General features: G+C 49.6%; 21 protein-coding genes and 2 riboswitches (1 of these 23 only partly in view). Of the genes, 14 read left to right on the top strand and 7 right to left on the bottom strand.

Annotated features, from left to right (window positions below; translation table 11 throughout):
* Positions 1-82: 82 nt before the first annotated feature.
* The 5 genes from ACZ2GZ_RS13310 to ACZ2GZ_RS13290 all read left to right on the top strand — a co-directional run bounded on the left by ACZ2GZ_RS13310 (position 83) and on the right by ACZ2GZ_RS13290 (position 5,578).
* Positions 83-352: a PTS sugar transporter subunit IIB gene (locus ACZ2GZ_RS13310; RefSeq protein WP_021065180.1), complete on the top strand. Its 270-nt coding sequence runs from the start codon at positions 83-85 to the stop codon at positions 350-352.
* On the top strand, positions 342-2,369 hold the full coding sequence (locus ACZ2GZ_RS13305; RefSeq protein WP_158406021.1) for a BglG family transcription antiterminator: 2,028 nt from the start codon (positions 342-344) through the stop codon (positions 2,367-2,369). The genes ACZ2GZ_RS13310 and ACZ2GZ_RS13305 overlap by 11 nt, the downstream gene beginning before the upstream one ends.
* Before the next feature lie 166 nt (positions 2,370-2,535).
* Positions 2,536-3,957, top strand: coding sequence for a PTS mannitol transporter subunit IIBC (locus tag ACZ2GZ_RS13300; protein WP_034781590.1), 1,422 nt, complete (start codon positions 2,536-2,538; stop codon positions 3,955-3,957).
* Positions 3,958-4,001: 44 nt separating this feature from the next.
* Positions 4,002-4,433 carry a PTS mannitol transporter subunit IIA gene (locus ACZ2GZ_RS13295; protein ID WP_470295314.1) on the top strand — a complete coding sequence of 144 codons (432 nt, stop codon included), beginning with the start codon at positions 4,002-4,004 and terminating at the stop codon, positions 4,431-4,433.
* Positions 4,433-5,578: a mannitol-1-phosphate 5-dehydrogenase gene (locus ACZ2GZ_RS13290; RefSeq protein WP_029596133.1), complete on the top strand. Its 1,146-nt coding sequence runs from the start codon at positions 4,433-4,435 to the stop codon at positions 5,576-5,578. Before ACZ2GZ_RS13295 ends, ACZ2GZ_RS13290 begins: the two co-directional genes overlap by 1 nt.
* 77 nt (positions 5,579-5,655) lie before the next feature.
* Here ACZ2GZ_RS13290 and ACZ2GZ_RS13285 read toward each other — a convergent pair whose 3' ends face one another.
* Positions 5,656-8,013: a bifunctional diguanylate cyclase/phosphodiesterase gene (locus tag ACZ2GZ_RS13285; RefSeq protein WP_470295313.1), complete on the bottom strand. Its 2,358-nt coding sequence runs from the start codon at positions 8,011-8,013 to the stop codon at positions 5,656-5,658.
* Positions 8,014-8,174: 161 nt separating this feature from the next.
* On the opposite strand from ACZ2GZ_RS13285, the gene ACZ2GZ_RS13280 reads away from it, so the two are divergent.
* Together ACZ2GZ_RS13280 and ACZ2GZ_RS13275 are read left to right on the top strand one after the other, a co-directional pair.
* The gene (locus ACZ2GZ_RS13280) at positions 8,175-9,017 is read left to right on the top strand and encodes a CPBP family intramembrane glutamic endopeptidase (RefSeq protein WP_214803435.1); all 843 of its coding nucleotides are present in this window, start codon (positions 8,175-8,177) and stop codon (positions 9,015-9,017) included.
* A gap of 35 nt (positions 9,018-9,052) precedes the next feature.
* The gene (locus ACZ2GZ_RS13275) at positions 9,053-9,577 is read left to right on the top strand and encodes a GNAT family N-acetyltransferase (protein WP_214803432.1); all 525 of its coding nucleotides are present in this window, start codon (positions 9,053-9,055) and stop codon (positions 9,575-9,577) included.
* 23 nt (positions 9,578-9,600) lie between these two features.
* Here the strand turns inward: ACZ2GZ_RS13275 and ACZ2GZ_RS13270 are convergent, their stop codons facing one another.
* The 3 genes from ACZ2GZ_RS13270 to ACZ2GZ_RS13260 form a co-directional block, all read right to left on the bottom strand.
* Positions 9,601-10,929, bottom strand: a complete 1,329-nt coding sequence (locus ACZ2GZ_RS13270) for an N-acetylmuramoyl-L-alanine amidase (RefSeq protein ID WP_214803430.1) — start codon at positions 10,927-10,929, stop codon at positions 9,601-9,603.
* 196 nt (positions 10,930-11,125) lie between these two features.
* The gene (locus ACZ2GZ_RS13265) at positions 11,126-11,377 is read right to left on the bottom strand and encodes a hypothetical protein (protein WP_214803427.1); all 252 of its coding nucleotides are present in this window, start codon (positions 11,375-11,377) and stop codon (positions 11,126-11,128) included.
* A 67-nt stretch (positions 11,378-11,444) separates the two neighbouring features.
* A complete protein-coding gene (locus ACZ2GZ_RS13260) occupies positions 11,445-12,122 on the bottom strand; it encodes a hypothetical protein (RefSeq protein WP_214803424.1) in 678 nt (225 codons plus the stop codon).
* Positions 12,123-12,386: 264 nt separating this feature from the next.
* On the opposite strand from ACZ2GZ_RS13260, the gene ACZ2GZ_RS13255 reads away from it, so the two are divergent.
* Entirely contained in the window at positions 12,387-13,649 is a 1,263-nt protein-coding gene (locus tag ACZ2GZ_RS13255; protein WP_214803421.1) for a helix-turn-helix domain-containing protein, read from the top strand.
* A gap of 61 nt (positions 13,650-13,710) precedes the next feature.
* On the opposite strand, the gene ACZ2GZ_RS13250 is transcribed toward ACZ2GZ_RS13255, so the two are convergent.
* Positions 13,711-14,028, bottom strand: coding sequence for a hypothetical protein (locus ACZ2GZ_RS13250; RefSeq protein WP_125318027.1), 318 nt, complete (start codon positions 14,026-14,028; stop codon positions 13,711-13,713).
* 202 nt (positions 14,029-14,230) lie between these two features.
* Positions 14,231-16,069, bottom strand: coding sequence for an ATP-binding protein (locus ACZ2GZ_RS13245; RefSeq protein WP_470295312.1), 1,839 nt, complete (start codon positions 16,067-16,069; stop codon positions 14,231-14,233).
* A 261-nt stretch (positions 16,070-16,330) separates the two neighbouring features.
* Between ACZ2GZ_RS13245 and ACZ2GZ_RS13240 the strand changes: the two genes are divergently transcribed.
* The 6 genes from ACZ2GZ_RS13240 to ACZ2GZ_RS13215 all read left to right on the top strand — a co-directional run bounded on the left by ACZ2GZ_RS13240 (position 16,331) and on the right by ACZ2GZ_RS13215 (position 24,683).
* Positions 16,331-16,936, top strand: coding sequence for a flavin reductase family protein (locus ACZ2GZ_RS13240; protein WP_214756911.1), 606 nt, complete (start codon positions 16,331-16,333; stop codon positions 16,934-16,936).
* Between the two features lie 172 nt (positions 16,937-17,108).
* Entirely contained in the window at positions 17,109-18,062 is a 954-nt protein-coding gene (locus tag ACZ2GZ_RS13235) for an AAA family ATPase (protein WP_470295311.1), read from the top strand.
* Positions 18,059-19,126, top strand: coding sequence for a DUF58 domain-containing protein (locus ACZ2GZ_RS13230; protein WP_470295310.1), 1,068 nt, complete (start codon positions 18,059-18,061; stop codon positions 19,124-19,126). The genes ACZ2GZ_RS13235 and ACZ2GZ_RS13230 overlap by 4 nt, the downstream gene beginning before the upstream one ends.
* Entirely contained in the window at positions 19,123-21,219 is a 2,097-nt protein-coding gene (locus ACZ2GZ_RS13225) for a transglutaminase-like domain-containing protein (RefSeq protein WP_470295309.1), read from the top strand. Before ACZ2GZ_RS13230 ends, ACZ2GZ_RS13225 begins: the two co-directional genes overlap by 4 nt.
* Before the next feature lie 39 nt (positions 21,220-21,258).
* A riboswitch (purine riboswitch) is annotated at positions 21,259-21,359 on the top strand.
* Positions 21,360-21,470: 111 nt separating this feature from the next.
* Positions 21,471-22,994 carry a glutamine-hydrolyzing GMP synthase gene (gene guaA / locus ACZ2GZ_RS13220; RefSeq protein WP_029596121.1) on the top strand — a complete coding sequence of 508 codons (1,524 nt, stop codon included), beginning with the start codon at positions 21,471-21,473 and terminating at the stop codon, positions 22,992-22,994.
* A gap of 137 nt (positions 22,995-23,131) precedes the next feature.
* A riboswitch (purine riboswitch) is annotated at positions 23,132-23,233 on the top strand.
* Between the two features lie 88 nt (positions 23,234-23,321).
* Positions 23,322-24,683: an NCS2 family permease gene (locus ACZ2GZ_RS13215; protein ID WP_035385692.1), complete on the top strand. Its 1,362-nt coding sequence runs from the start codon at positions 23,322-23,324 to the stop codon at positions 24,681-24,683.
* Positions 24,684-24,703: 20 nt separating this feature from the next.
* Here the strand turns inward: ACZ2GZ_RS13215 and ACZ2GZ_RS13210 are convergent, their stop codons facing one another.
* Positions 24,704-25,267: the 3' portion of a VanW family protein gene (locus ACZ2GZ_RS13210; RefSeq protein ID WP_029596119.1), read on the bottom strand. 270 nt of this gene lie beyond the right edge of the window; the window shows 564 of its 834 coding nt (coding positions 271-834); its start codon lies beyond the right edge, outside the window; its stop codon occupies positions 24,704-24,706.

Genomic DNA, 25,267 nt, shown 5'->3' with positions numbered 1-25,267 from the left:
TTGCCAACAAGCAAAATAGTAGGTGAAGTAAGCGGTTGCATCGTATGGTTAGATAAAGATAAGCGATGAAAGAAGGTCTGACATGAACGTATATATTGCCTGTCCATGCGGGTTCGTGACGAGCGCGATGGCGGCGAAGCTGTTTGCTGAAGCGTGTTCGGGAAAATTATCGTGTGTGATTCAACACGGCACGTATCGAGACATCCCGGAAGACGTGGATTGGATTATCTATCAAGCCGGGACTGAGACGGTCGATCATCCGACCGCGCACGTTCGCTCGGTCAGACACATGTTATCGCTCACGGAATATCGACAACTCGTCGAGGAATGGGTGAATGCATATGAAACATGAGTGGAGCGCCCGAGAGCGCTCGATTTTACTACATCTATTGGCAACGGAGACCTCGACCCCGCTCGCGGAAATCGCGCAAGCGGTCAATTTGTCTGAGCGGACGATTCAACGGGAACGTCAACTGCTCGAAGGCATCCTGCGCGAGTTCGAATTGGAACTCGCTTGGCAGCGCGGGCACGGCCTCAGTCTCATCGGTCGTTCCGATGCGAAGCAACAGTTGCGCGAAGACTTGATTTTGTCGGCCGAGGCGATTCCAACGGCGGAGGACCGCATCTTCGAGCTCGCCTGGAGGCTCCTGTTTGAAAAAGATACGCTTAAGCTGCAGGCGGTCGCGAAACAGATGCACGTGTCACCGAGCACGCTCACACAAGACCTTGAGAAACTCGATCGTTGGTTCGACGAGTATCACCTTGAAGTCGAGCGGAAGAAAGGGGTCGGCGCACGGGTGCTCGGCCTCGAAGCCGAGAAGCGGAAGCTGATGATCAATGCGCTGCTCGCTCATTGGGACACGCTCGCGTTCTATCGCTTTGTCCGCGGGGAGGATGATTACATCCCGACCTTTTTGAAGACCGTCCCGTGTGACGTCATGCTCGAGGCGCTCCGTGACGGTTATGACTATCTAAAGGAACATCCGTATGAGCGGATGGACGACCGGACGATTATGCGGGTGACGTTCGCCTATGGCGTGCAACAAGCCCGTCTGGACGCCGGGTTCTTCCTCGAAATGTATACGAAAGGACGCTCGGACGATTACTTGAAAGTCGCGTTTGATATGGAGACGGCCCTCGGGACGCCGTTCTCGATGGCGGAGCGGGTCTGGTTCGCCGAGGAAGCGAATCGGCTCCGATCGTTGAAGGAACAGATGAAAGAAGATGAGGAAGAGCGTTGGGTCATGCAGATCCGTGTCCATAAGCTCATCCATCACGTTTCACTGATCCACGGATTCGCCTTCACGGACGACGCCGCGCTCGAGAAAGGGCTGCTCGCCCATATCTTGTCGAGTATGAACACCCAAGCGCTCCCTGATACGGACACGGTGCGTCCGCACATCGACCGTGACTATCCGCATTTACGTTCGGCCATTCAACAGGCGGCCGATATCGTCTTCGGGACGAACACGTTCACGGAAGAAGAGACCGTGTTTTGGGCGATGCATTTCGCCGCCGCGCTCGTCAAACCGGTCCGGCGCCGCGAATATCGTGCCCTCGTCGTCTGTTCGGCGGGTCTAGGCTCCTCGAAGATGCTCGTCAACCGGGTCAAACAAGAGTTTCCAGAGATGCAGGATGTCGTCAACTCGTCATTGTTCGGTCTCGAACAGCATCGACTCGACGACTATGACGTCATTTTGTCGACCGTGCCGTTGCCGCCGTTATCGGTGCCGACACTCATCGTCAACCCGCTGTTGACGAACGAAGAAGTGCAGCGCGTCCGCCACTTGCTGTTATCGCTCCCGCAGTCGTTCCAGACGAAAGAGAAGAGCCACTCGACGATGCTCGACTTCAATGAACTCGGTGCTCTCGTCGAGACGTTCGAACGAATGGACCGGCAGTTCGATCTCGTCACGCTCGATAATAGCGACCGACTGGAAGACATTTTGCTCGATATTGGGACGCATCTAGAAGAACGTGGACTCGTCCAAAGCGGTATCCAGTTATCGGCCCAATTGCTCCGGCGTCACGAAGTGGCCGGGCTCGGGATTCCGGGCACGAAACTGGCCTTGTTCCATGGACGTCACGCCTCGATCGAACGGGCGAGCGTGTTCGCTTTCGACTTGAATCAATCGATCCCGCTCCTCATGATGGACCAATCGACCGAACCGGTATCCCGTCTGCTCGTCCTGCTCGCACCGGAAGAGGCGGAGGACGTCGAACTCCAGTTCCTCAGTGCCGTCAGTGGATCATTGATTGAGAGCGAACAACATATGAACTTATACAGTAACGGTTCAAAGAAAGAACTACGTCTCTTGCTTCATGAATGTATGAAGAAAATGATTCAAGACACGTTGCACGAGAAATGACCCGCCGTGGTCATTTTTTTATTTGGCACAGAATATTGCCAAAGTATGAACTGGATTGAATTGAGAAAGCGCTTACGCTGAGACTACAATACGAGTGTAGAGCACAAACCGGTTAGCTACACTACAACAATCTACCTTTCACAATAATCGACTGGAGGTTTTATACATGGCGAATGCGCAAGCTGGCTCGGGCGGGGTTCGAGTCAAAGTACAACGGTTCGGGAGTTTCCTGAGCGGGATGGTCATGCCAAACATCGGCGCCTTCATCGCCTGGGGGATTATCACCGCCCTCTTCATTCCAACGGGCTGGTGGCCGAATGAAAAATTAGCAGAACTCGTCGGTCCGACGATCACGTATCTGTTACCGCTCTTAATCGGGTTCACCGGCGGTAAGTTGATTCATGATGTACGAGGCGGAGTCGTCGGGGTACTCGCCACGATGGGGGTCATCGTTGGGACGGACATTCCGATGTTCCTCGGTGCGATGATCATGGGTCCACTCGGTGGATATGTCATTAAACAATTTGACCGCCTCATCGAAGGCAAAGTCAAAGCTGGATTCGAAATGCTCGTCAACAACTTCTCGGTCGGAATCATCGGTGGTCTTCTCATGATCGGTGGCTTCGAAGTGTTCGGTCCAATCATGAGCGGCCTTGATAAAGTCATGGCAGCCGGTGTCGACTGGATCGTCGGTGCGAAACTGTTGCCAATCGCAAGTCTATTCATCGAGCCAGCGAAAATCTTGTTCTTGAACAACGCCATCAACCACGGGATTTTGAGCCCGCTCGGTGTCGACCAAGTGGCGGACGCCGGGAAATCGGTCTTGTTCTTACTTGAGGCAAACCCGGGACCAGGTCTTGGTTTACTGCTCGCTTACATGGTGTTCGCGAAAGGCGCGGCCAAACGTACGGCACCAGGGGCAGCGATCATTCACTTCCTCGGTGGGATTCACGAGATTTACTTCCCATACGTCTTGATGAAACCAATCTTAATCCTTGCGATGATCGCAGGGGGGGCAACTGGGGTCTTCACATTCGTCTTGTTCGATGTCGGTCTCGTCGCACCAGCGTCACCAGGTAGTATCTTCGCAATCCTCGCAATGGCTTCACGCGGTTCGTACCTCGGGCTCGTCACAGGGATTCTCTTGTCGGCAGCGGTCACGTTCGCCGTGGCAAGTGTCATCTTGAAATCGAGCGCGGCAGAAGAAGTTTCACTTGAAGAAGCGACACAAAACGTCAGCGCGATGAAAGGCAAACAGTCATATGCGTCAGCTCTCGTTCACGACCGTCTCGATAAAGTCGATCACATCATCTTTGCTTGTGACGCCGGTATGGGTTCGAGCGCGATGGGCGCGTCGGTGCTTCGCAATAAAGTGAATAAGGCGAATTTGCCAATCAAAGTCACGAACACGTCAATCAGTCAATTGCCGAAAGACGCTCAATTCATCATCACCCACGAGGATTTGACGGACCGGGCCGAGGCACAAGTGCCGGATGCGATTCACCGTTCGGTCACGAATTTCTTGAACGCCGACTATTACGATCAATTGATTGAAGAAATTAAAGCAGAACGCAGCAAAATCTCATAACACAAGTAGACAGAGACAAGGTTTAAGGTATAGGAGGAACTAAAATGCCATTCATTCAGACAGAGATGATTCGACTCAACCAATCGTTCAACACGTCGGCCGAAGCGATTGACGCAGCCGGTGAAGTGTTAGAAGCAGCCGGATGCGTGTCTCCGGCTTACGTCCAAGCGATGCACGAGCGTCAAGCGCTCTCAAGCGTGTATATCGGGAACCAAGTCGCGATTCCGCACGGGACCGAGGAAGCGAAATCCGCCGTTCAAAAGACGGGGATTTCCATCCTCCAAGTGCCGGCCGGCGTCGATTTCGGTGGCCAGACGGCGAAACTCGTCATCGGGATTGCTGGTGTGGATGACGAACATTTGGAACTCCTGTCCCAAATCGCGGTCATCTGTTCAGATGAGGATAACGTCGAGCGTCTTGTACAGGCGAAGACGAAAGAAGAGATTTTGTCGCTATTCATGGAAGAGGTGGCGTAATGAAAGCCGTACATTTTGGGGCAGGGAATATCGGACGTGGATTTATCGGATTGCTGCTCAATCAGAGTGGTTACGAGGTCACGTTCGTCGATATTAACGATACCGTCATCCAAGCGTTAGAAGACAAGCGATTTTATGAAGTCGGATTCGCCGAAGAAGGCGTCGACAACGTCCTCGTCGACCGGGTCCGCGGCGTCAACAGTTTGACCGATCCGGAGCGGGTCATCGCCCTCATCGCGGAGGCCGATCTCGTCACGACCGCGGTCGGACCGACGCTGTTGCCGAAAGTCGCGCCACTCATCAGCGAAGGACTCCGTGAACGCGTGACGTCGGCACCCGTTTATGTGATTGCTTGCGAGAACATGATTGGCGGTAGCGCATCACTTCATCAAGCGATCGAAGCGTCAGGTGGCATCGGGACGGCCAATGCCTCGTTCCCGAATGCGGCCGTCGACCGGATCGTCCCGTTGCAACAACACGCAGACCCGCTATTCGTCGAGGTCGAGACATTCTACGAGTGGGTCATCGAGACGAAAGGATTGGCCGAGCGGCCCCCGCTTCAAGGTGTGACGTGGGTCGACGAGATTGGGCCATACATCGAACGGAAGCTGTTCACGGTCAACACCGGTCACGCCATCGCGTCGTACATCGGTTCCTTGTTCGGGAAAGCGACGATCGACGAGGCGCTCAAAGACCGCCGTGTCCGTCAAGTTGTGCAAGGCGCGTTGTATGAGACTGGTTGGCTCCTCCTCGAGAAGTACGGGTTCGAGGCGAAAGAACACAGCCAATACATTCAAAAGATCATCAAACGATTCGAGAATCCGAAGTTGAAAGATGAAGTCTCACGTGTCGCCCGCTCACCAATCCGTAAGCTCGGACCGAGTGATCGGCTCGTCAAACCAGCCCGCGAACTCATCGATAACGGCATCGAACCGAATGAACTGGCCTACGGAATCGCGGCTGCCTTGACCTATTATAACCCTGAGGATTCAGAATCTTCTGAACTTAATCTTTCCATCGAAGAAGACGGCATCGTCTCGACGGTAGAAAAATATCTCCAATTGCATGAGGATGACACGCTGACGAAGCTAATCCTCGAACAATACCACTTGATTCGCGAGCAAGAAAAAGCGCAAGTCTCGTAAAACGATTCTCCCGTGCCTGGTGGCATGGGAGATTTTTGGCATACAAAAAAGACTGCAGCGCAGGGGCTGCAGTCTGATCAAGCGCGTGTCTTTCCAAACTCGATGTACGTCGTGACCGATTTGACATGTTTCACGACGTCCTTTTCAAGAAGTGGACGACTGAAGTAATAACCTTGGACGTAATCACACTGTTCGTTCAGTAACCATTCGAGCTGATCCGACGTCTCGACACCTTCCATGAGCACTTTCATACCCAAGTTATGACCGAGTTGAATCATCGAGCGAACGATGGCTTCCTGGTTCCGATCGGTGAACAAGTTGACGATGAACGACCGATCGATTTTCAACACTTGGACCGGTAGCTCACGCAATTGACGGAACGACGAGTAGCCCGTCCCGAAATCGTCGAGTGAGATTAAAATCCCGAACTGATGGAGCTGGGTGAGTTTCTCTCGCGTCGATTCTTCATATGACAGCATCGACGACTCCGTTACCTCGAGCTCGAGGAACATCGGGTCCATACCGGTCTCATCCAAGATGGCCTGGAGCGACTCGACAAAATCCTCACGCGCGAACTGGAGCGGGGAGACGTTGACCGAAAGCGTGAATGGTTTCACGCCCGACTTCTTCCAACGGACCCAGGCTCGGCACGATTCACGCATGACCCAACTGCCGATTGAGTGAATCAGGCCGGTGTTCTCCGCGATTGGAATGAAGTCTGTCGGTGACACGTGACCGAGCTCGCGGTTGTTCCAACGCAGGAGCGCCTCAACGCCTTCGAGTCGATTTTGCGTAAGTGACACTTTCGGCTGGTACACGAGTGAAAACTCATTTCGGTCGAGCGCCTGCGCGAGCGCCTTTTCGATTTCGACGGTACGAAGGATTTGATGCTTCGACTCGTCTTCGAATTCTTTAATTTGATTCTTACCGGTCCGTTTCGACTCGTGGACGGCGAGGCGTGCGTATTGCACGAGCTCCTCGGCCGACTTCGTATCTTTCGGATAATGACTGATGCCGGCGCTCATCGTCAGTTCGACGGTCGTCCCGTCGATATCGAACGGTTGCGAGATCGCCTTGATACACTTCTCGGCTTTCTGTTTGGCGAGCGTGCTCCGCTTATCAAACAGCAAGATGATGAATTCGGATGAACCGACGCGCGTCAAAATGTCATCCGGGTGAATGGTCACTTGCAGACGCTCAGCGATTTGCATCGTCAGTTCGTCCGAGCCGTGATGCCCGAGCATGTCACTCAAGAAACGCCACCGGTCGATGTCGATGTAGAGACAAGCGACCGGGTCTTCGATTTGAATATGTTCGGCTAAAATCCGTTCGAGCTTATGCCGGTTCGGTAAATCCGTGAGCGTATCGTGATACGCCATATGTTCGACGAGCCGCTGTGAGGCAATTGTCTCCGAGACGTCACGCAAGAACCAAAGTACCTGGTCCATCGTTTCCCCTTTAAGCGGATAGCTCGTCACTTCAATCGTCCTGTCGTCGAAATTGACGCGTCTCGTTTCATGAAACGGTTGATTGATGGTGAGCGACGGATGATAGTCTTGGAAGAATGCATCCTTCTCCACTCGGTCGAACAAGCGATAGAACGCTGTGTTCGCGTATTGAATCATTCCGTCTTTCGTCGTCGTGACGACCGCATCCGTCGTGGAGTCAAGAATCGTTGCTTGGATAAAATCCCGTTTTCGAAGATGACGGTCAATCGTGAGTGATAAAAAGAAGATGGCAAACAAGAGAATCGTGATCGCGCTCACGAGCCATGCGAGCAACGAAGGCTCAATCGCATTGGCGAACGGTCTGTCTGTCTCGACGAACGTGAAAGTTGCCGCCATCATACCGACGAAATGCATGCCGAAGATGGCGACACCCATCAAGAGGGAGAAGAACACTTTCAATTCGATGTGCATTTTTTTCTCGGTATACTTCGAAAAGAAGCCGATCCACAAAGCAACGAGCGAGGCACCTAGCGCAATCAAAATCGAGAGTGTCGCCAACCATGGATTGTAGGAAGTCGTGATGCCTTGGAGCGCGGCCATTCCGACATAATGCATGCTGGCGATACTCCCTCCCATGACTAGTCCGGCACCGATTAGGGCTGGTCGAGTCGTGCGACGCGAGACAATCAAGAAGCCGAACATACAACCGGCCATGGCGATGACGACGGACAATAGGACGAGCGGGACCGAATACGTGATCGGTCGCAATACCTCATGGGCCAGCATGGCGATGAAATGCATCGACCAAATGCCGAGACCGAGTGTCGCGCCACCAGCGATGATCCAGACATTTTGGGTGGAACGGTTCGCTGAATTGACACGTCGGGCCAGTTCGATGGCGGCGTAAGCAGAAACGGCGGCAATCAGATAAGACAGAATCACGAGAAACCCATTGTGACTCATCGAGTGTTCAACGACTGGTTCCATATATACCTCACTATGAATGTAATTTTTTTGTAATTTCAATTATACCTTGGAATTCAAAAGTCCATCTATCATTTTGCTTCATATAATAAAAATATTTTTTGCATGAAATAGGGAAGTCGTTCGGAAAGCGGGTAAACTACGGATAGAAGGAGGGGAGACGAATGATACCGACAAAGAAAGAAATCATCTTATTTCTCCTCATCGCGTTCGGGTTCTCATGGTTGGCGTGGTGGGGACTATTTATTGGGACCGAGTTACCGATTCAAGCGATTGTGCTGATCGGAGCGTTCGGTCCAAGTCTTGCCGGGAGTTACATGGCGTTTCGGGAGAACGGTTGGGAAGGTGTCACGACGTTATGGAAGCGGGGATTCGAGTGGCGGATGGCAGGCAGATACTATGCGTTCGGCCTGTTGTTCCTTCCCTCCGTTTTCCTGATTGCCTATTGGTGGTCCGATGCGGAAGGGGCGTTGCTGTTTGAGCGTCCGTGGCTCGTCGTGCCGACGTTCTTCTACATGCTGTTCCTTGGCGGCACGATGCAAGAAGAGTACGGATGGCGCGGTTATTTGCTCAACGCGTGTCAATTGAAGACGACCCCGATCAAAGCGAGTTTGTTCGTAGGGGGCATTTGGACCGTCTGGCATACACCACTCTTTTTGATGGAGGGGACCGGGCAATCGCTCATCCCGTTTTGGGCATACGCCATGGCGATTCTCGCTTTCACGTTCATCATATCTTGGCTCTACAATGTTACGACGATGAATTTATGGTCCGTTTTCTTGCTCCATACGATGTTCAATGTCTCGTTCGCACTCATTCCACTAATGAAGCCGGGCATGTTTCCGATCGGCTTTCTCCATTTGACGTTATTGCTCGTCACGACTGCAATCGTCCTCATCTGGAGAACGCATGGACATCTCGGTTACGATCATCTCGAGCAGCTCGAGGCGGTGGAAGGGTCGCATCAACCGAACGTTACGCCAGAAGCGGACGCGGGTAAAGACTAGCACGTATCATTCAGGAACAGAGGGAAGTGGAGAGATTGAACTTTCGCCCGCTCGAACGTGAAGATGTAAAGCCGCTCCAACGGCTGTTTATGGAGAGTCTGAGTGATTTGATTCGCCGAGAACAGTTTGAAGATGCCGACTTGTTGGATGAGGAAGTCGAACGGTTGAATACGACCGTTCAAGACAGTTTCGAGGACGAGACCGTTCAAATTTTCGTGGTGCTCCAAGACGACGTCATCGTAGGGACGGCCGCGATTTTGCCTCCGAATGACATCATTACCGCACACGTCGACATCGAGCCGAACGTTCCTGAAATCGGATGCATGTACGTCGCACCTGGTGCCCAACGCCAAGGTATCGGTCGTTTCTTGATAGACAATATGAGACGGCAACTCGTGGCGAATCAACAAACGGCATTTTATTTAGATGCCGGCTTTCCAACGTCACAAGCCTATTGGGAGAAGCGGCTCGGCCCGCCGCTCGTGACGATTGAGCACTATTGGGGTCCGGGGGCGCATCATAAAATTTGGCGTTGTCCCGCCAATGAAAAAGAGACCTGATCGCATGCGATCAGGTCTCTTGCTTATTTATAAGTGCTCATAAATTGATGAATCCCAGAAGCGGTGGCATCTGCCATCCGTTGCCGGTATGTGGTGCTCGTCAAGTGCGAGCGGTCGTTCGAGTTGCTGATGAAACCATATTCGACAAGGGTCGATGGGACGCTGTTCTTGCCGACGACATAAACGTTTTGATATTTCACACCACGGTTACGAATCGTTGGGATTCGGACACCGAGTTCACGGTTGATGGCTGCCCCTAAACTACGGCTAGCCGAGATGTATGGGTTCGTCGTATAACTTTCACCGGTCGGGATGAGGACTTCGTGACCGTGGTAAGACGTATTCGTCGACGAGTTGTTATGAATGCTGACGAAGGCGCTACCTTTATACGATTTTGTCAATTCGACGCGTTGTGCGAGCGACAAGTACACGTCGTTCGAGCGCGTCATCCGTGCGTTATAGCCATATGTATTCGAGAGCGTACTCGCGAGACGTGCGGCGATATCGAAAGCGATGACTTTTTCGTACACTGATCCGTACACAGCCCCTGGGTCATTCCCGCCGTGTCCAGCATCGATCACGATTGTCCGACCTGAACCGGTTGATGTTGTTGGTGTCGTCGTCGTGGCCGGCTTCAAATACTGTGAAGCGACGTAACCCGTCTTGCCGCCGTAACTCACCTTATACCAAGAGCCGTACTTGCTGATGTACTTGACGGTCGCACCGTTTGGGATAGTCAGCAACACCGTGCTCCACGAGGCTGCCGTCAAGCGCATGTTCAAGTTGACCGTCGTTTGGTAGGACGTGGTAGAAGTCGTCGTAGTCGGGGCTCCGGTGGCTGTTAAGTATTGCGAAGCGACATAGCCCGTCTTTCCGTTGTAACTGACTTTATACCAAGAGCCATAACGACTGACATACTTGACGGTGGCGCCGTTCGGGATCGTCGTCAAGACCGAGCTCCACGAGGCTGCCGTCAATCGCAAGTTTAAATTGACCGTCGTTTTGTAGTACGAGGCTGAGCTCGGCGTCATCGTCGAGGGAGTCGAAACTTTCACGTATTGCGAAGCGACGTAGCCGGTCTTTCCACCGTAGCTGACCTTGTACCAAGAGCCGTACTTGCTAACATATTTGACGGTCGCCCCATTTGGAATCGTTAAAAGGACAGGACTCCATGTGGCGGCACTTAAACGAAGGTTCAAGTTCGCTGTCGTCGTGTATGTAGAGGCAGCTTCGACTCGGCTCGATTCGAAACCGTTCGGCGTCAAGTCGAATGGGGCGATGGCCATGCCACCAATGACGAGGGAAGAGCTAAGCAACAGTTTCAAGTTCCAAGATGATTTCGTTTGGTTCAATCGAGATCCGCTCCTTTATTCATAAGATAGGTGAAGTAGCTGTGAAATGAAATCGTCATCATGTCTCCGTTATTATATAAGGAAACAAGAAAAAAATGGAGGTTAATATGTAAATTGTTTGACTTTTTTTCAATAAGTTTATTTCCAGAGTTTCGGAAATAAAAAAAGAGACGCACGAGGGCGTCTCTTTTAATAATCACGTAAGGCGTGGTAAATCTTCGCCTAATGGTTTGATTGTTGGTTCGATTTTTGTCAAACGCGGAAGGTCTTCGCCTAATGGTTTGATAATTGGTTCAAATTTCGTCAAACGTGGGAGGTCCTCACCAAAGGTTTGAATTGGTGCATTAAATTTCGTCAAGCGTGGTAAATCTTCGCCCATTGGTTTGATTGAGCTACCAAGTAATAAAACTGCAGCAGCGATGAATAATAGCCCTGTAATCTTTTTCATCGTGAATCCCTCCGTTGAATAAATTATTGTGAATAAAGCAGCGATCCCTAGTATGTTATGACAGTGGTTAGTAGTCAGAAACTGGAGATTCTAGTAAATTATATACCGATTCTGACTGTTGGTAAACACGTGATTCCAAATCTCCTACATATTGTTGTGGTAGGTTTGGTTCATGTAGCACAACTTTGTCCAAACCTTCTCTAGTAGAAGAAGATAAGATTGGAACGTGTGCTTCTTGACTAAGCAATGTGCTACATAATGGAGTGAGTAGATTCTCTAACGAGTGAAAAGATTCTGGTCGCCAGCAAATTGATGCTTCCGGAAGAATATACAAGATATGTCCTTCCTGCAATAAGGCTAAACATTGGCGAAGAACTGCTTGAAAATCTCGTTCGATATTGATATATCCATATTCTTGGAAGTGTTTCTCATAGACGGTTTTTGAACTGCGCTTTAGAATAGAGAGAGACAGTTCAGGTCCAAGAATGTATAGTTTTTTATATGACCGATTTTCTTTAAGAGTTCTTGTAATTAGTTGTGGCAAAGTTTGATAATAATCGATTTGAAAAGCGTTTACGATAAATCCTTTTGGAGAACGCAACAATTGGGTCAAATGTTCTAGTCCCTCAAATTGATTGTGATCGGTATACGAATAGGATGTATTGAATACCGGGGCTTGTTTAGATTGGAAATAGATTTTAGGTTTAATATAATCTTCAGCCAGTAAAAAACTTAGTTTTCCCATCTGATGTATTCACCTCCGAAATATAAATCCTACAACTGGTTTTAAAGTGAATCATTTTACCTATAAAAATATAAAGTTTTATATTTACTAGTTAAATTTTATCATGATTAAACAGTCTAACGAACTGCTATAGGTTGGGAAAATCATAGCAGAAAAACATCAAAAATATCGTTTTTAGGTTAAAAGTTTCCTGATATGCACGTTTCCAGACTATATTTATTTTAAAAAACGCTAATAATTAGGGCGAAGGGGCTATTTCTTGGGATGGAATACAACTACGGAAACCTTATAAAAATTGAGAGAATGCGTAGGAATATGAAGCAGTCTGTCTTAGCTAGAGGGATTTGTTCAATATCTTACTTGAGTAAAATTGAAAATAACCAAACATCTCCTAGTGAAGAAGTACTAGAGATGATTTTTAAGAGGCTTGAAATTGAAGTGCCTCTGTACTATGATTTCAGCGAACAAGTCGAGAAAGTAAAGAGCGAAATTGAAGAGATTTTGAAAGATGCTATTTTAACAAGGAAAGATCAAGATAAGCGAATTGAAATCAACAAATATTTAACTAATCCTGTGGTCAATCAATCAAAAGAGTTATATATAACATTGTTAATAGCGTTGGCTAGGTTTGAAATCATGCCCGATGGTGAGGGGAAATACTTCACTGAGATTGGTTGGATTGAAGAACAGTTAAATCGAGAAGATAAACTAAGATATACTTTGATAAAATGTATTAGACTGATTAACCAAAATGAGAAAGAAAAATCCTTAGAGTTACTTGAAGATCTGAACGAACAACTTCCCCATTCAAATTTACCTACGTGGGAAATGGCGGATATGAGGTATATCATGGGTGGATTGTATTACAAATTCACAGATTATCTACAAGCAATCGAGAATGTAAAATTCGCGCTCGATTATTTCCAGGAACATTTTTTCTTAGAAAGAATCGTTGAATGTCATATTATCATTGGACTAGCCTTTAAACGTCGAAGACGCTTTACGGAAGCTTTGGCTCATTACCATAGAGCGGTCAAAGTAATAAGTGCGACAAGTCTAAATAACTATTATGGAATGCTCTACAATAACATGGGTGAGATTTATTCTTCACTAGGCGATCAAGAGCGGGCACTTGAATATTTTATGCAGAGTTTCGATTACAAAGTAGAAGTGAAAAGTAAATTGTATAGTGTCGTGTCGTTGATTGAAGGATATACAAACTACAACAACACAGAAGAAATCTTAAATTGGTTGGCCAAAGGATACGAGATTAAAGGTGATCGAACGGGATTAGAAGAATTCGATCATCATTTTGAAATTTATAAAAACTGTTATCAAGTCCCAGACAAGCTTGAGTTGATTAAATCACTGAAAGACGCAGTTCACTATTTTGAGATGAATAATGATTATGTGTATATGCAAAAATACTCTTTATGGTTAGCTAGAGAACTTCGAAGTAATGGGAAATATAAATTGGCCACTGAGTACTATGAAAAAGTCATTGATATCATGTCTCACATTGATTAACGCCTCCTCAGGCGTTCTTTTTTTGCACAAAAAAAGAGACGCCCGAATCGTCTCTTGTCGTTTATGGAGTGGTGAAATAATGAATCGTCCAAATCGGTTCGTTCATCAATGCTTCGTCTTCCACATGGCCCGTTTGAACTTGTTGGAGCAGGTGAATGATATGTTTTTGCAAATTGGCATCGTGAGAGCCGCTTCGCAAAATCCCATCTTCACTCGCGATGATATAAAACCCACCCAACCGCAAAGGAATATGATGTCTAACAATCGATACGGCAGCTTGCAGTTCGGCTTGCCCGCCTTGAAGTGGCACGTTTATATCAAAACGTCCCCATTGTTTAAAGTCGCCTAGTTCTGAAAACGGTGGGTCGCGGTGATCCAACTTCATGACCTCCAATCTTGTCTGTCTCTTCCTTACTAGTATAGCTCTTTTTCTAGACTTAACCTGCGAGAAAAATGGGAAGGGTAAATCGATGTTGCCTTCGTTTCTCGATGTTACTCTTTTTCTAGATTATCCCAAAACATTCCTGCTAAAAATAGAAGCTAAGGCGTAAAAAACACGACCGGAACGACTCCGGTCGTGTTCATTGATGAATCGCTTCTTTCGATGTCGGCAATTCACAAATAAATGTGCTACCTTCCCCGTAAATCGATTCAACGTGTAAATGTCCGTCGTGCGCTTTCGCGATTTCTTTACAGATGGCGAGACCGAGTCCTGTCCCACCGATTTTACGACGGTCTGAGTTATCGACCCGGTAAAATTTGCCGAACAAGTTCGGTAAGGCGGAAGAAGGGATACCCATCCCGTTGTCTCGGACTTTCATGACGACTTGGCTTTCTAGTCGTTCCAACGAGACGAGGACGTTTCCGCCTTCTGGAGAATACTTGATGGCGTTACTGAGCAAGTTACCGAGCAACTGCCGCATCCCTTCCAAGTCGGCCTCGATTTTGAAGTCTTGTCCGACATCGGCATCAAGGTGTAGATGATGCGAATCGGTCGTCTCTTGATAAAAGCTGATACTATCGCGGGCGAGCTCGAGCAAATCGACCGTCTCCCACTCGAACGTCTGTTTTCCGGCCTCCATTTTTTGAAGGTCGAGGAAGTCGTTGACCAAGTACGAGAGACGTTTCGCCTCATCGTGAATCGTCTTCAAGTACAATTCGCGGCGGGTTGCCTTCAAGTCACGCTCGAGCATCAACTCTGTGAATCCATAGATTGATGACAGCGGCGTTCTCAATTCGTGAGAGACCGTCGAAACAAGCTCCGATTTCATCCGGTCAATTTCAGTTTCGGCCGTCACGTCGCGCAAGACGAGCATGGTGCCGTGAATCTTCCCGTCTCGGTAAATGCTCTCTGCATAGACTTGAAGGAAGCAATCACCTTGATCCAATGAAATCGATAAACCGTCTTCCGGCGGCTCTTGGTCGAAGACACGTTCGATATAACTGATGAAAAGGTCTTGTTGATCGACACGTTCGGCAAACTGTTCGATATCAATCGATAACGTTGTCAGTTCCTCATAACCGGCGTATTCGAATTGAAGTTCATCGAACATGCGGATAAAGGCGCGGTTGCCGACGATCGTGTCTTCTTCATAGTTGAAATAAAGAATCGCTTCACGGACCGAGTTGATTAATTGTGCCGTCTCTTTACGGTCTTGTTGCATCTGGCGATAAAGCCGCGTCCGTAAGAGCGAAATGGCCAACTGGTTCGCGAACGCGTTCAACTCTGATGTTTCACTCGCATCGAACGGCTCATCGTAACAGGCCAAATATAAGCAGCCGATCATCGTTCCGTCTGATGGATCCTTTACCGGGATGACCGTCTCATGGATATAGTATGGGTAGCCGTGAAGCTGGTCGGCCACTTTTTTTGAACTCGCCTCTAGCGTTCTTGAAATCATAACGCGTTTGAGTAAGAGCGACTGTACTTTCAAATCTTCTTGTTGTTCAGTGGTCATCCCTTTCGGTACGACGGACGTGATTTCATCGTCTTTGACGAGCAATACGGCCCCGAACTCGGCCTCGGTCAACCAGACGATTTTTTCGATGACAGCCGAATAGTCGAGTAACGATTCCTTCGAAGCGAGTACTTCAATCAATTCGTTACGATACTGCAGCTTGGTCTCGTTTTGTTTCGACGCCTCGAGCACGGACTGCATCTCTGCTTGCTTCGCGCGCATGTTTTCGTTTTGACTGACCATTCGTGTAATCAAAGGACGTCCAATTAATAAAATAGCAGTGATAAACATGACTAGCCCGGTGATCCAGATCCAACGCAACGTCAGAAGTTCGGTCGGTGAGACGGTATCGTCCCGAACGAACCAAGCACCGATTGCTGTTAAAACGAGGCTGGCGATACAGACCCCATAAAGGATGCCGAGAATTTGACGACTGTTCAATTGTTCAATCCACTTGCCCATAATACGCTCTACTTCCTTCCTTAACTAAAAACCAACTCCAATTCCATCGTCGTATAACGGAAATATACAAAAAGAAAAATTAGATGAACACCGAACTGCTCAAACAATGTGCCATCAAGCATTCTCTGTTTAAATATCATATCTAGACGGATATACCCCGGATTTCAGCATCTTACACATTCGAATGTGCTTCCGATTGACACATGTGAAGGGAACAGGATAGCTTGAAAGAGAAGAAATGACTATGGAAGAGGTGCTCTTATGCTATCGATTGAACCTTCAGCGTTAACCGAGCGAGACACGTACAAATTTTTAATCGGGAGTATCGTTCCGCGGCCGATCGCTTTCGTGACGACTCGAAACGGCGACACAATCAATGCTGCGCCGTTTAGTTACTTTAACATCGTGGCGTCCGAGCCGCCGCTACTATCGGTATCGGTTCAACGTAAGAACGGTGTCATGAAAGACACAGCCCGCAATGCGGTCGCGACAGAAGAACTCGTCATCCATATCGTCGATGAGACGAACGTGGCTCTCGTCAACGAGACCGCGGCCAATTTAGGGCCAGCGGAGAGTGAGCTTGATCGGACGACGTTCATGACCGCACCAAGTGATATCATCGAGACGCCAGGCGTGAAAGAAGCCAAAATCCGAATGGAATGTAAACTGCACCATCACGTTCCGATTGAGCATGACGGGAAAGTGACGGCTGACTTATTGATTGCGCGAGTCGTGAGGTTCCATATTGACCCGGCGCTTTATGAAGCTGGACGTATCGACGCCGAACGATTGGCACCGGTGAGTCGACTCGCCGGAAACTTCTATGCCACGCTCGGCGAAACGTTCGAAATCGAACGACCGAAATAAATGCCATGGCGCCTGCTCGAATCGGAGACAAGGCGCCTTTTTTCGGGTAAAGAATGGAGAGCCCATTGGCATAATGGTTTTCTTTCACACGAGCGCTCGAATGTGTCACAATAAAGTCAGAACATTCTAATTTCTAACGCGTCAGCGATCAGAGAAAAAAGGGGAGTCGGCTATGTCATATCGTCCAGCCATTCAATCGATCATCAATGCCATTGAGACGGTGATCGTCGGAAAAGAAGATGTCATCGCAAAGAGTTTGACTGCTTTACTTGCCGGAGGGCACGTGTTGTTAGAAGATGTCCCGGGCGTCGGGAAAACGATGCTAGTCCGGACGTTCAGTCGAGCCATCGATTTGGATTTCAAACGTGTCCAATTCACACCGGACATGTTGCCTTCTGATTTGACCGGAATTTCAATGTATAACCAAAAGACGAAAGAGTTCGAATATCGGCCGGGTCCATTGATGGGTAATATCGTTTTGGCCGATGAAATCAACCGGACCTCTCCTAAAACACAATCGGCCTTGCTCGAGGCGATGGCGGAGCGCAGCGTGACGGTCGACGGTGAAGTCAAAATTTTACCGTCCCCGTTCTTCGTCATGGCGACGCAAAACCCGATCGAACATGAAGGGACGTATCCGCTCCCGGAAGCTCAATTGGATCGATTCCTCCTTAAAATCGAGATGGGCTATCCATCTTTCAATGAAGAGATTGCACTGCTGACGCGGTTTGAGAAAGAAGAACCGCTTGAGGCGCTACAGAGTGTCATTACGAAACATGAAGTCGAACAGATGCAACGCGAAGTGCGCGATGTACACGTTTCGAGTGCCGTCAAACAGTATATCGTCCGCTTGATTCACGAGTCGCGCAACGACCCGAACACGTATCTCGGGGGCAGTCCACGGGCGACGCTCGCTTTGATGAAGGCGGCACAGGCGTGGGCGTATATCCACAACCGTGACTTCGTGCTACCGGATGACGTGAAGGCGCTCGCCGGTAGTGTGCTCGGTCATCGCATCTTACTGACGGCAGAAGCGCGCTATAAAGGGAAGACGACCGAACAGCTCGTCAAAGGCTGGCTCGACACACTTCCGGTCCCGATGGATCGTGAGGTCAAAGAAGTATGAAAAATTGGATGAAGCTGTTCCTTGTGTGGGCGGCGGCATTCGGACTTTACGCATTCGCCCGGATTGAAGGGAGTATCGTCGCGTCGACGCTCTGGTGGTCATTTTTCGTCCTGGCCGCCTATTGGACGATTTTCATGATTTATCCGGTCACAGCCGCGAACGTGTCGCGCCGTGTGACGACGAAACGACTCGTCTCGGGCCAAACGATGGACGTGGAACTGCAAGTGGAGCGGAAATACCCGTTTCTTGTCGGGGTCGTCACGTTAGAAGAGACACCGCCGCCGCGACTCGCGACATCCACTGATGTCATCATTACACCGGTCGACCGTTTCTTTCGACGGACAGAGACGGTCCATTACGAAATCGAACAGATTCGACGCGGCATCCACGTGTTCGATCGGACCGTCCTTCACGTGCGAGACGTGTTCGGACTGTTCGACCGCAAACGGACGTTGCGACTCGAGACGGTCGTTGAAGTCTCACCTGCTGAACTTCCGTTCGACTTACCGCGTGACGAGCAAGTCGGTGGGCGAGGCGAACAGTATCGCCGCACGCGCACATATACCGAGGTTGCCAATACGACGAGTGGTGTCCGTGAGTATGCGGCCGGGGACCGCATCGGTCGAATCGATTGGAAAGCCTCGGCTCGACGCGGAAACTTAATGACGAAAACGTTCGACCAAGAGCAGGAGAAGAAACTGTCGCTTGTCTTTGTCCCATCGACAACGGCTGGGCATGAAGAAGCGTTCGAACGTTCATTGTCGCTTCTCGTCGGTGCAATCCGACAACTCGAGCGGAAAAATCTGCCGTTCGAACTGTATGTCATCGAAGAGCAGGTCCGTCTGTTCCATTTGCCGGACCAAAGCGCAGAGGTCGGCCATTACTTGCTGACAGCGACACCGGAGCCGGAAGGGCGCCTTGTCGAACGAGTGAAGCGCAACCTGCCGCAAGAAGTGGGGAACTTGATTTTGATTAGCCCACTCGAGACGAAATGGGTGCGTGAGATCATGAATGAGACACAAGGCAGCTATCATTTGTACACGGCGAACGAGGTGACGACATGACGACATGGTTGAAACGAATCGTCTATACGGCGCTTGCCGCCTACTTGTTGTCATTTTGGGTCGAGCCGATTGTGGGCAGTACGACATTTGATGTCAATTGGCCGTTCTTGTTCCTGCTTCTCGTTCCGATGTTTGCAAGCTTGTTGCCTTGGTATGGTTTCATTGGTGTGGTCGTCTTCAATTTCTTTATCGTCTTGTACGTGTACCACGGGAGTATCCTGGATTGGTTCGGTCTATGGTTAGAGGATTTGAGCGGGGTACTGAGCGGGGCTTTGCCGGAAGAGGCGATTTTCTTCTCGGCGATGGCACTCATCGGGGTACTGTTCGCCATCCTGGTCGGACGCACGTATCCGAGCTATGGCTTCGTTCTCGGGATGATCGTTTCGACGCTCGGACTGATGGCTTACTTTGACACGTGGACGCTTTATGACGGGGAAGGGAAGATTTTACTCGCAATTTTAGCATCGCTCTTATTGCTCTTCGTCACCGACCTGGCGAAACGACCGAGCAAATCGCTCGTCCGCTATGTCAGTATCGCGCTCCTCGCTTCGGTCGTGTTGGCGCTCGCGAGCGTGTCGCCGACAATTGAAGGGGATTGGTCCGATCGGTTGACGACGAGTTTCCAAAATGCTGGGAACGATGAAGGTTCAGGCAGCGGTCGAGTCGGCTATGGGGTGAACGATGAACAACTCGGCGGACCGTTTGAGCAAGATGACGGCATCGTCTTCATCGCCCGTGGTGTGCCGGCGCGCTATTGGCGCATCGAGTCAAAAGAGATTTATACGGGGAAAGGCTGGGTCGAGTCCCCGGTCCTCGATTCCGAATATAACCGCGGACAACTCGTCGACCAAGCTGTCGATACGACACCGGAACAGGCGTTGCTCCGATTTGACCGGCGCCAAACGTTCGTCCCGTATGGTGGAGAATACCCACAGGCGACGGAGACGGACAATGGCACCGAATTCCGAGTCGGGAATATCGAAGAACCGTTTCCGAACGAGACGATTCACATCCGACCGTCCGGGAAAATCGTGTTCGACAATGACGGGCAAACGACGCCTCAGACGATTCAACTTCGCTACAGTGTCCCTTCCTTCACAGAAGAGCAACTGGCGTTGAATGAGCCGGTGACGACGTTGACGGAAGAAGAGCGGCAGGCGTACTTACAATTGCCGGATTCACTTCCGGATCGGGTCCGCGACTTGTCGGCCGATATCACGGGCGACAGTGAGACACCTTACGACCAAGCCCAAGCAGTCCAAGCCTACTTCCAATCTGGAGATTTCCAATACAATACGGAAGATGTAGCCGTCCCGGAAGGTGATACGGATTACGTCGATCAATTTTTGTTCGATACGTTAATCGGGTACTGTGACAACTTCTCGACCTCGGCTGCCGTCCTTCTCCGGGCGAGCGGAGTGCCGACGCGTTGGGTCAAAGGTTTCACGATGGGTGATGCGCGCGGGATTATCCAAGGGGAAGAAGAATACACGGTCCGGAACCGTCACGCTCACTCATGGGTAGAATATTTCGTGGAAGGCGCAGGCTGGGTCCCGCTCGAGGCGACCATCAGTTTCTCGGACGCCAACTTGCTTCAAGTCGAGACGGAGGACGAAGCGAATGCAGAAGATCCAGCGGCCAATGATCCACAAGCGTCGCAAGACGACGAGCCGACGAATCGTCCGCAAGAAGATTTGGCACTCGATGATGTGACGTCAGGAGAGGCGGTAACGGAGAACTGGAATATGCCGGTATGGGGTTGGATTGTCATTGTCTTTACGGTCGCCGTTCTCGTATGGAACCGAAAATCGATTGAACGCCTCGTCATGATGCTTTGGTGGACACGGCGTCCATTGAATGAAAATCGACTTGTCGCCATGCATCGATATCTAGTGAAACGACTCCGCGGAGCAGGTTTCAAAGTCGACGGGCGCACGCCGTCCGAACTCGCCGCAGAGGTCGATGCTTATTATGAATCGACGGAAATGACGAGATTGACCCGTTTGTTTGAACAAAGTATCTATGCCGAAAAAACGCCGAATTCAAAATATAAAGAATATTGGAAAATCATGATTCGTCGAATTATGAGTTGAAGTAGGCGGATGCATACAGTAAGATAGACGCATTAGTTAGATAATTGAACAGCATTCCTTCGTATATACTCGCGAATTGGCGCGAGAGTCTCTACCGGACCACCGTAAATGGACCGACTATGAAGGAGCACGTTTCGTATACACAGAAAAGGGCGTGCTTCTTCTTCGGTTTAGTGAATCCGTGGGAGAAGCTCGCTCTTTTTTTGAGAAGAAGGCAGAAAGGTGGAGGTTTTGTGAAAATAGAACAAGAGATGATTTTGGTGCTCGACTTTGGAGGCCAGTACAACCAGTTGATCACACGTCGTGTACGTGACCTTGGCGTATATAGTGAGCTTCATTCCCACAAGATGACCGCTGCTGAGATTCGTGAACTGGCTCCGGCCGGGATTATTTTCTCGGGTGGACCGAACAGTGTGTACGCGGAAGGCGCATATCGCTGTGACCCGGAAATTTTCGAACTTGGCATTCCGATTTTCGGAATCTGCTACGGCATGCAACTTATGACGCATCACTTCGGTGGACGTGTTGAACGAGCGGCACATCGCGAATACGGAAAAGCGACGCTCTTCTCGACACCGGAAGCGTCGGCGCTCTACAAAGGTCTCCCAGTGGAACATACGGTTTGGATGAGCCATGGCGACCTCGTCATGGAAGCACCGCCAGGATTTATCGTCGATGGGACGAACCCATCATGTCCGGTCGCTTCAATCAAGAGTGATGAACTCAAAATGTACGGTGTACAGTATCACCCGGAAGTCCGTCACTCTGAGTACGGCAACGACATCTTGAAAAACTTCATCTATGAAGTGTGTGGTGCCAAAGGTGAGTGGTCGATGGAGAACTTCATCGATATCGAAGTCGAGAAGATTCGCGAGATTGTCGGTGACAAGCAAGTTCTTTGCGCGTTGTCAGGTGGCGTCGACTCATCGGTTGTCGCAGCGCTCGTTCATCGTGCCATCGGCGACCAATTGACATGTATGTTCGTCGACCATGGTTTGCTTCGTAAAAATGAAGCGGACAGCGTCATGAAGACGTTCGCGGACGGTTTCAATATGAAAGTCATCAAGATTGACGCGCAGGAGCGTTTCATGGCGAAACTAGCCGGCGTTTCAGATCCAGAACAAAAACGAAAAATCATCGGCAATGAGTTCATCTACGTGTTTGACGAAGAAGCGTCTAAACTTGTGGACATGGACTTCCTTGCCCAAGGTACGCTTTATACGGATATCATCGAGAGTGGAACAGACACGGCACAAACAATCAAGTCGCACCATAACGTCGGTGGACTACCGGAAGACATGAACTTCACGTTGATTGAGCCACTTAACACGCTCTTTAAAGATGAAGTGCGTGAACTCGGGACTGAACTCGGGTTACCGGACTATATCGTTTGGCGCCAACCGTTCCCGGGACCAGGTCTTGGCATTCGTGTTCTCGGTGAAATCACAGAAGAGAAACTTGAAATCGTGCGTGAGTCAGATGCGATTCTGCGCGAAGAAGTGAAGAAAGCCGGTCTCGAACGTGATATTTGGCAATACTTCACGGTCCTTACACCGATTCGTTCAGTTGGTGTCATGGGCGACGAGCGGACGTATGACTATGCGGTCGGCGTACGTGCCGTCACCTCGATTGATGGAATGACTTCAGATTGGGCCCGCATTCCATGGGATGTACTCGAGAAAATCTCGGTTCGTATCGTCAATGAAGTCAGTCACGTCAACCGTGTCCTGTACGACATCACATCGAAGCCACCAGCAACAATCGAGTGGGAATAACCATCAGAGGGGAGAAATCCCCTCTGTTTTTATTTGGTAAATCCGAACAATAGAGCGAAATATTTGATTAAAATCCGTCATTTGTGTTGACATTCGATTTTGCCGTTGTTAAGATAAAAACGTTCTTATCATATCCGAACAATTAAAAATTATTTTGCCGTATAATATCGGGAATATGGCCCGAGAGTCTCTACGAAATCACCTTAAATGATTTCACTACGGCGAGACATAGATCAGGGACTTATGTCCCTGTATGTTTCGCGTGGGGTCTCCGGTTATCAATCGGGGACCTTTTCTCGTTTTACGGCGAGCCAAGGAGGAAAACCAATGAGCACACAGCTCAAGCAAGAACCAAATCACCAACCATCAGGAAACCGGATTGAACGTTACTTCCAGTTGAATGAACTTGGAACGAACATCAAAACGGAATTGATTGCAGGATTCACTACGTTCCTGGCAATGGCTTACATCTTGTTCGTTAACCCGAACGTGTTAGGTGCAGCAGGAATGGACATGGGCGCCGTTTTCGTGGCAACCGGTCTTGTCGCCCTCGTCGGTTCTGTCATGATGGGCTTGTTCGCCAACTATCCGATTGCGATCGCTCCGGGTATGGGGCTTAACGCCTTCTTCGCGTACAGTGTAGTTCTCGGCATGGGTATTCCATGGCAGACGGCACTATCTGGGGTTCTCGTTTCTGGTTTGTTCTTTATCGTTTTAACACTGTCAGGTATTCGTGAGACAGTCGTCAACGCAATTCCGGGACCACTCAAAATGGCGGTCGCGGCAGGGATTGGTTTCTTTATCGCCTTTATCGGTTTGAAAAATGCAGGTATCGTCGTCGCCAACGAAGCGACGCTCGTCGGTCTCGGTTCACTCGGAACAGGGACGACACTCCTTTCGGTGTTCGGTCTTGTAGTGACAGCATTGTTAATGGTTCGAAATGTAAAAGGTGGTATCTTCATCGGGATGCTTCTCACAGCAATTGTCGGGATGATCTTCAATCTTGTACCGACACCGACTGCCATCTCAGACATCATCTCGGCACCACCGAGCATGTCATCGACGTTCGGACAAGCGTTCATCAATTTCTCAGAAGTCTTCACGGTCCAAATGCTAGTCGTCATCTTGACGTTCTTCTTCATTGATTTCTTTGATACAGCGGGTACGCTCGTAGCGGTAGCTCGTCAAGCAGGAATCATGAAAGACAACAAAGTGCCACGTGCGAGTAAAGCGCTCATGGCTGACTCAACAGCAACAGTGGCAGGTGCAATCTTTGGGACATCGACTGCGACGTCATATGTAGAATCGTCGGCTGGTGTAGCGGCCGGTGGTCGTTCGGGCTTGACGGCTGTATTCGCAGGTTTGTTCTTCGGATTGGCGCTCTTCTTCTCGCCACTCTTGGCAGTCGTCACATCGGCGGTCACAGCCCCTGCATTGATTATCGTAGGAGTACTCATGGCTTCGGCTTTACTCGATATCGACTGGAGAAAGCTAGAAATCGCGATTCCTTCATTCATGACGATTCTGATGATGCCCCTCACTTCGTCGATTGCGACGGGGATTGGGCTCGGATTCATCTTGTATCCGCTCATGATGGTCGCGAAAGGGAAGACGAAAGAGATTCACCCAATCATGTACGGCATGTTAGTGATCTTCTTGGCTTACTTTATATTCTTGCCGCACGCGTAATGAAATGAAGCCGACTCGGTTTATGAGTCGGCTTTTTTGTATGCAGTGTTTTCAGGTAAGAAGGGGTCGTACATGGTTAAAGCATGGTTTTCTGTGATGAACTCATTTCGGATGAATGTGCCATCTTGGGAGAAGACGCTTCTAAATATTTGGTTATGCCGAACTGTTCCACCCCACCATTCATTCGTGAAGTGGTGGTTTTCTTCATATATCTCATATTGAACGGTTGGTGGGATATTGGACCGCCATTGCCCTACGAGATAATCCCCCTCTATATATAGAAGGAGTTGAAACGTCTGTGCCGTCCGATTGGTGATTTGAAGGTCTAAATAGTTGTAGGAACATGTGGCGCCACTCCCAAAAGGTTGGTCCCTTCGTGAATCAGGGAAGACATCATAACTGTGGCGGTAACGCTCGGTCACTGTGAGTGGGCTATGGAGCGTGATCCAATAAATCAAGTTGGATAATTGGCACAATCCGCCCCCGGTTCCAGTCGTGACCTTTCCGTAATGCAAAATCATTCCGTCCACATAGCCCTTTCGTTTTGTAGGTCGCCCGATGGCTTTCCAATATGAGAGCACTTC

This window comes from Exiguobacterium sp. KKT215, from assembly GCF_055635335.1.
Note: the sequence above shows the minus strand (reverse complement) of the source record. Positions and strands in the feature narration are given on the sequence as shown.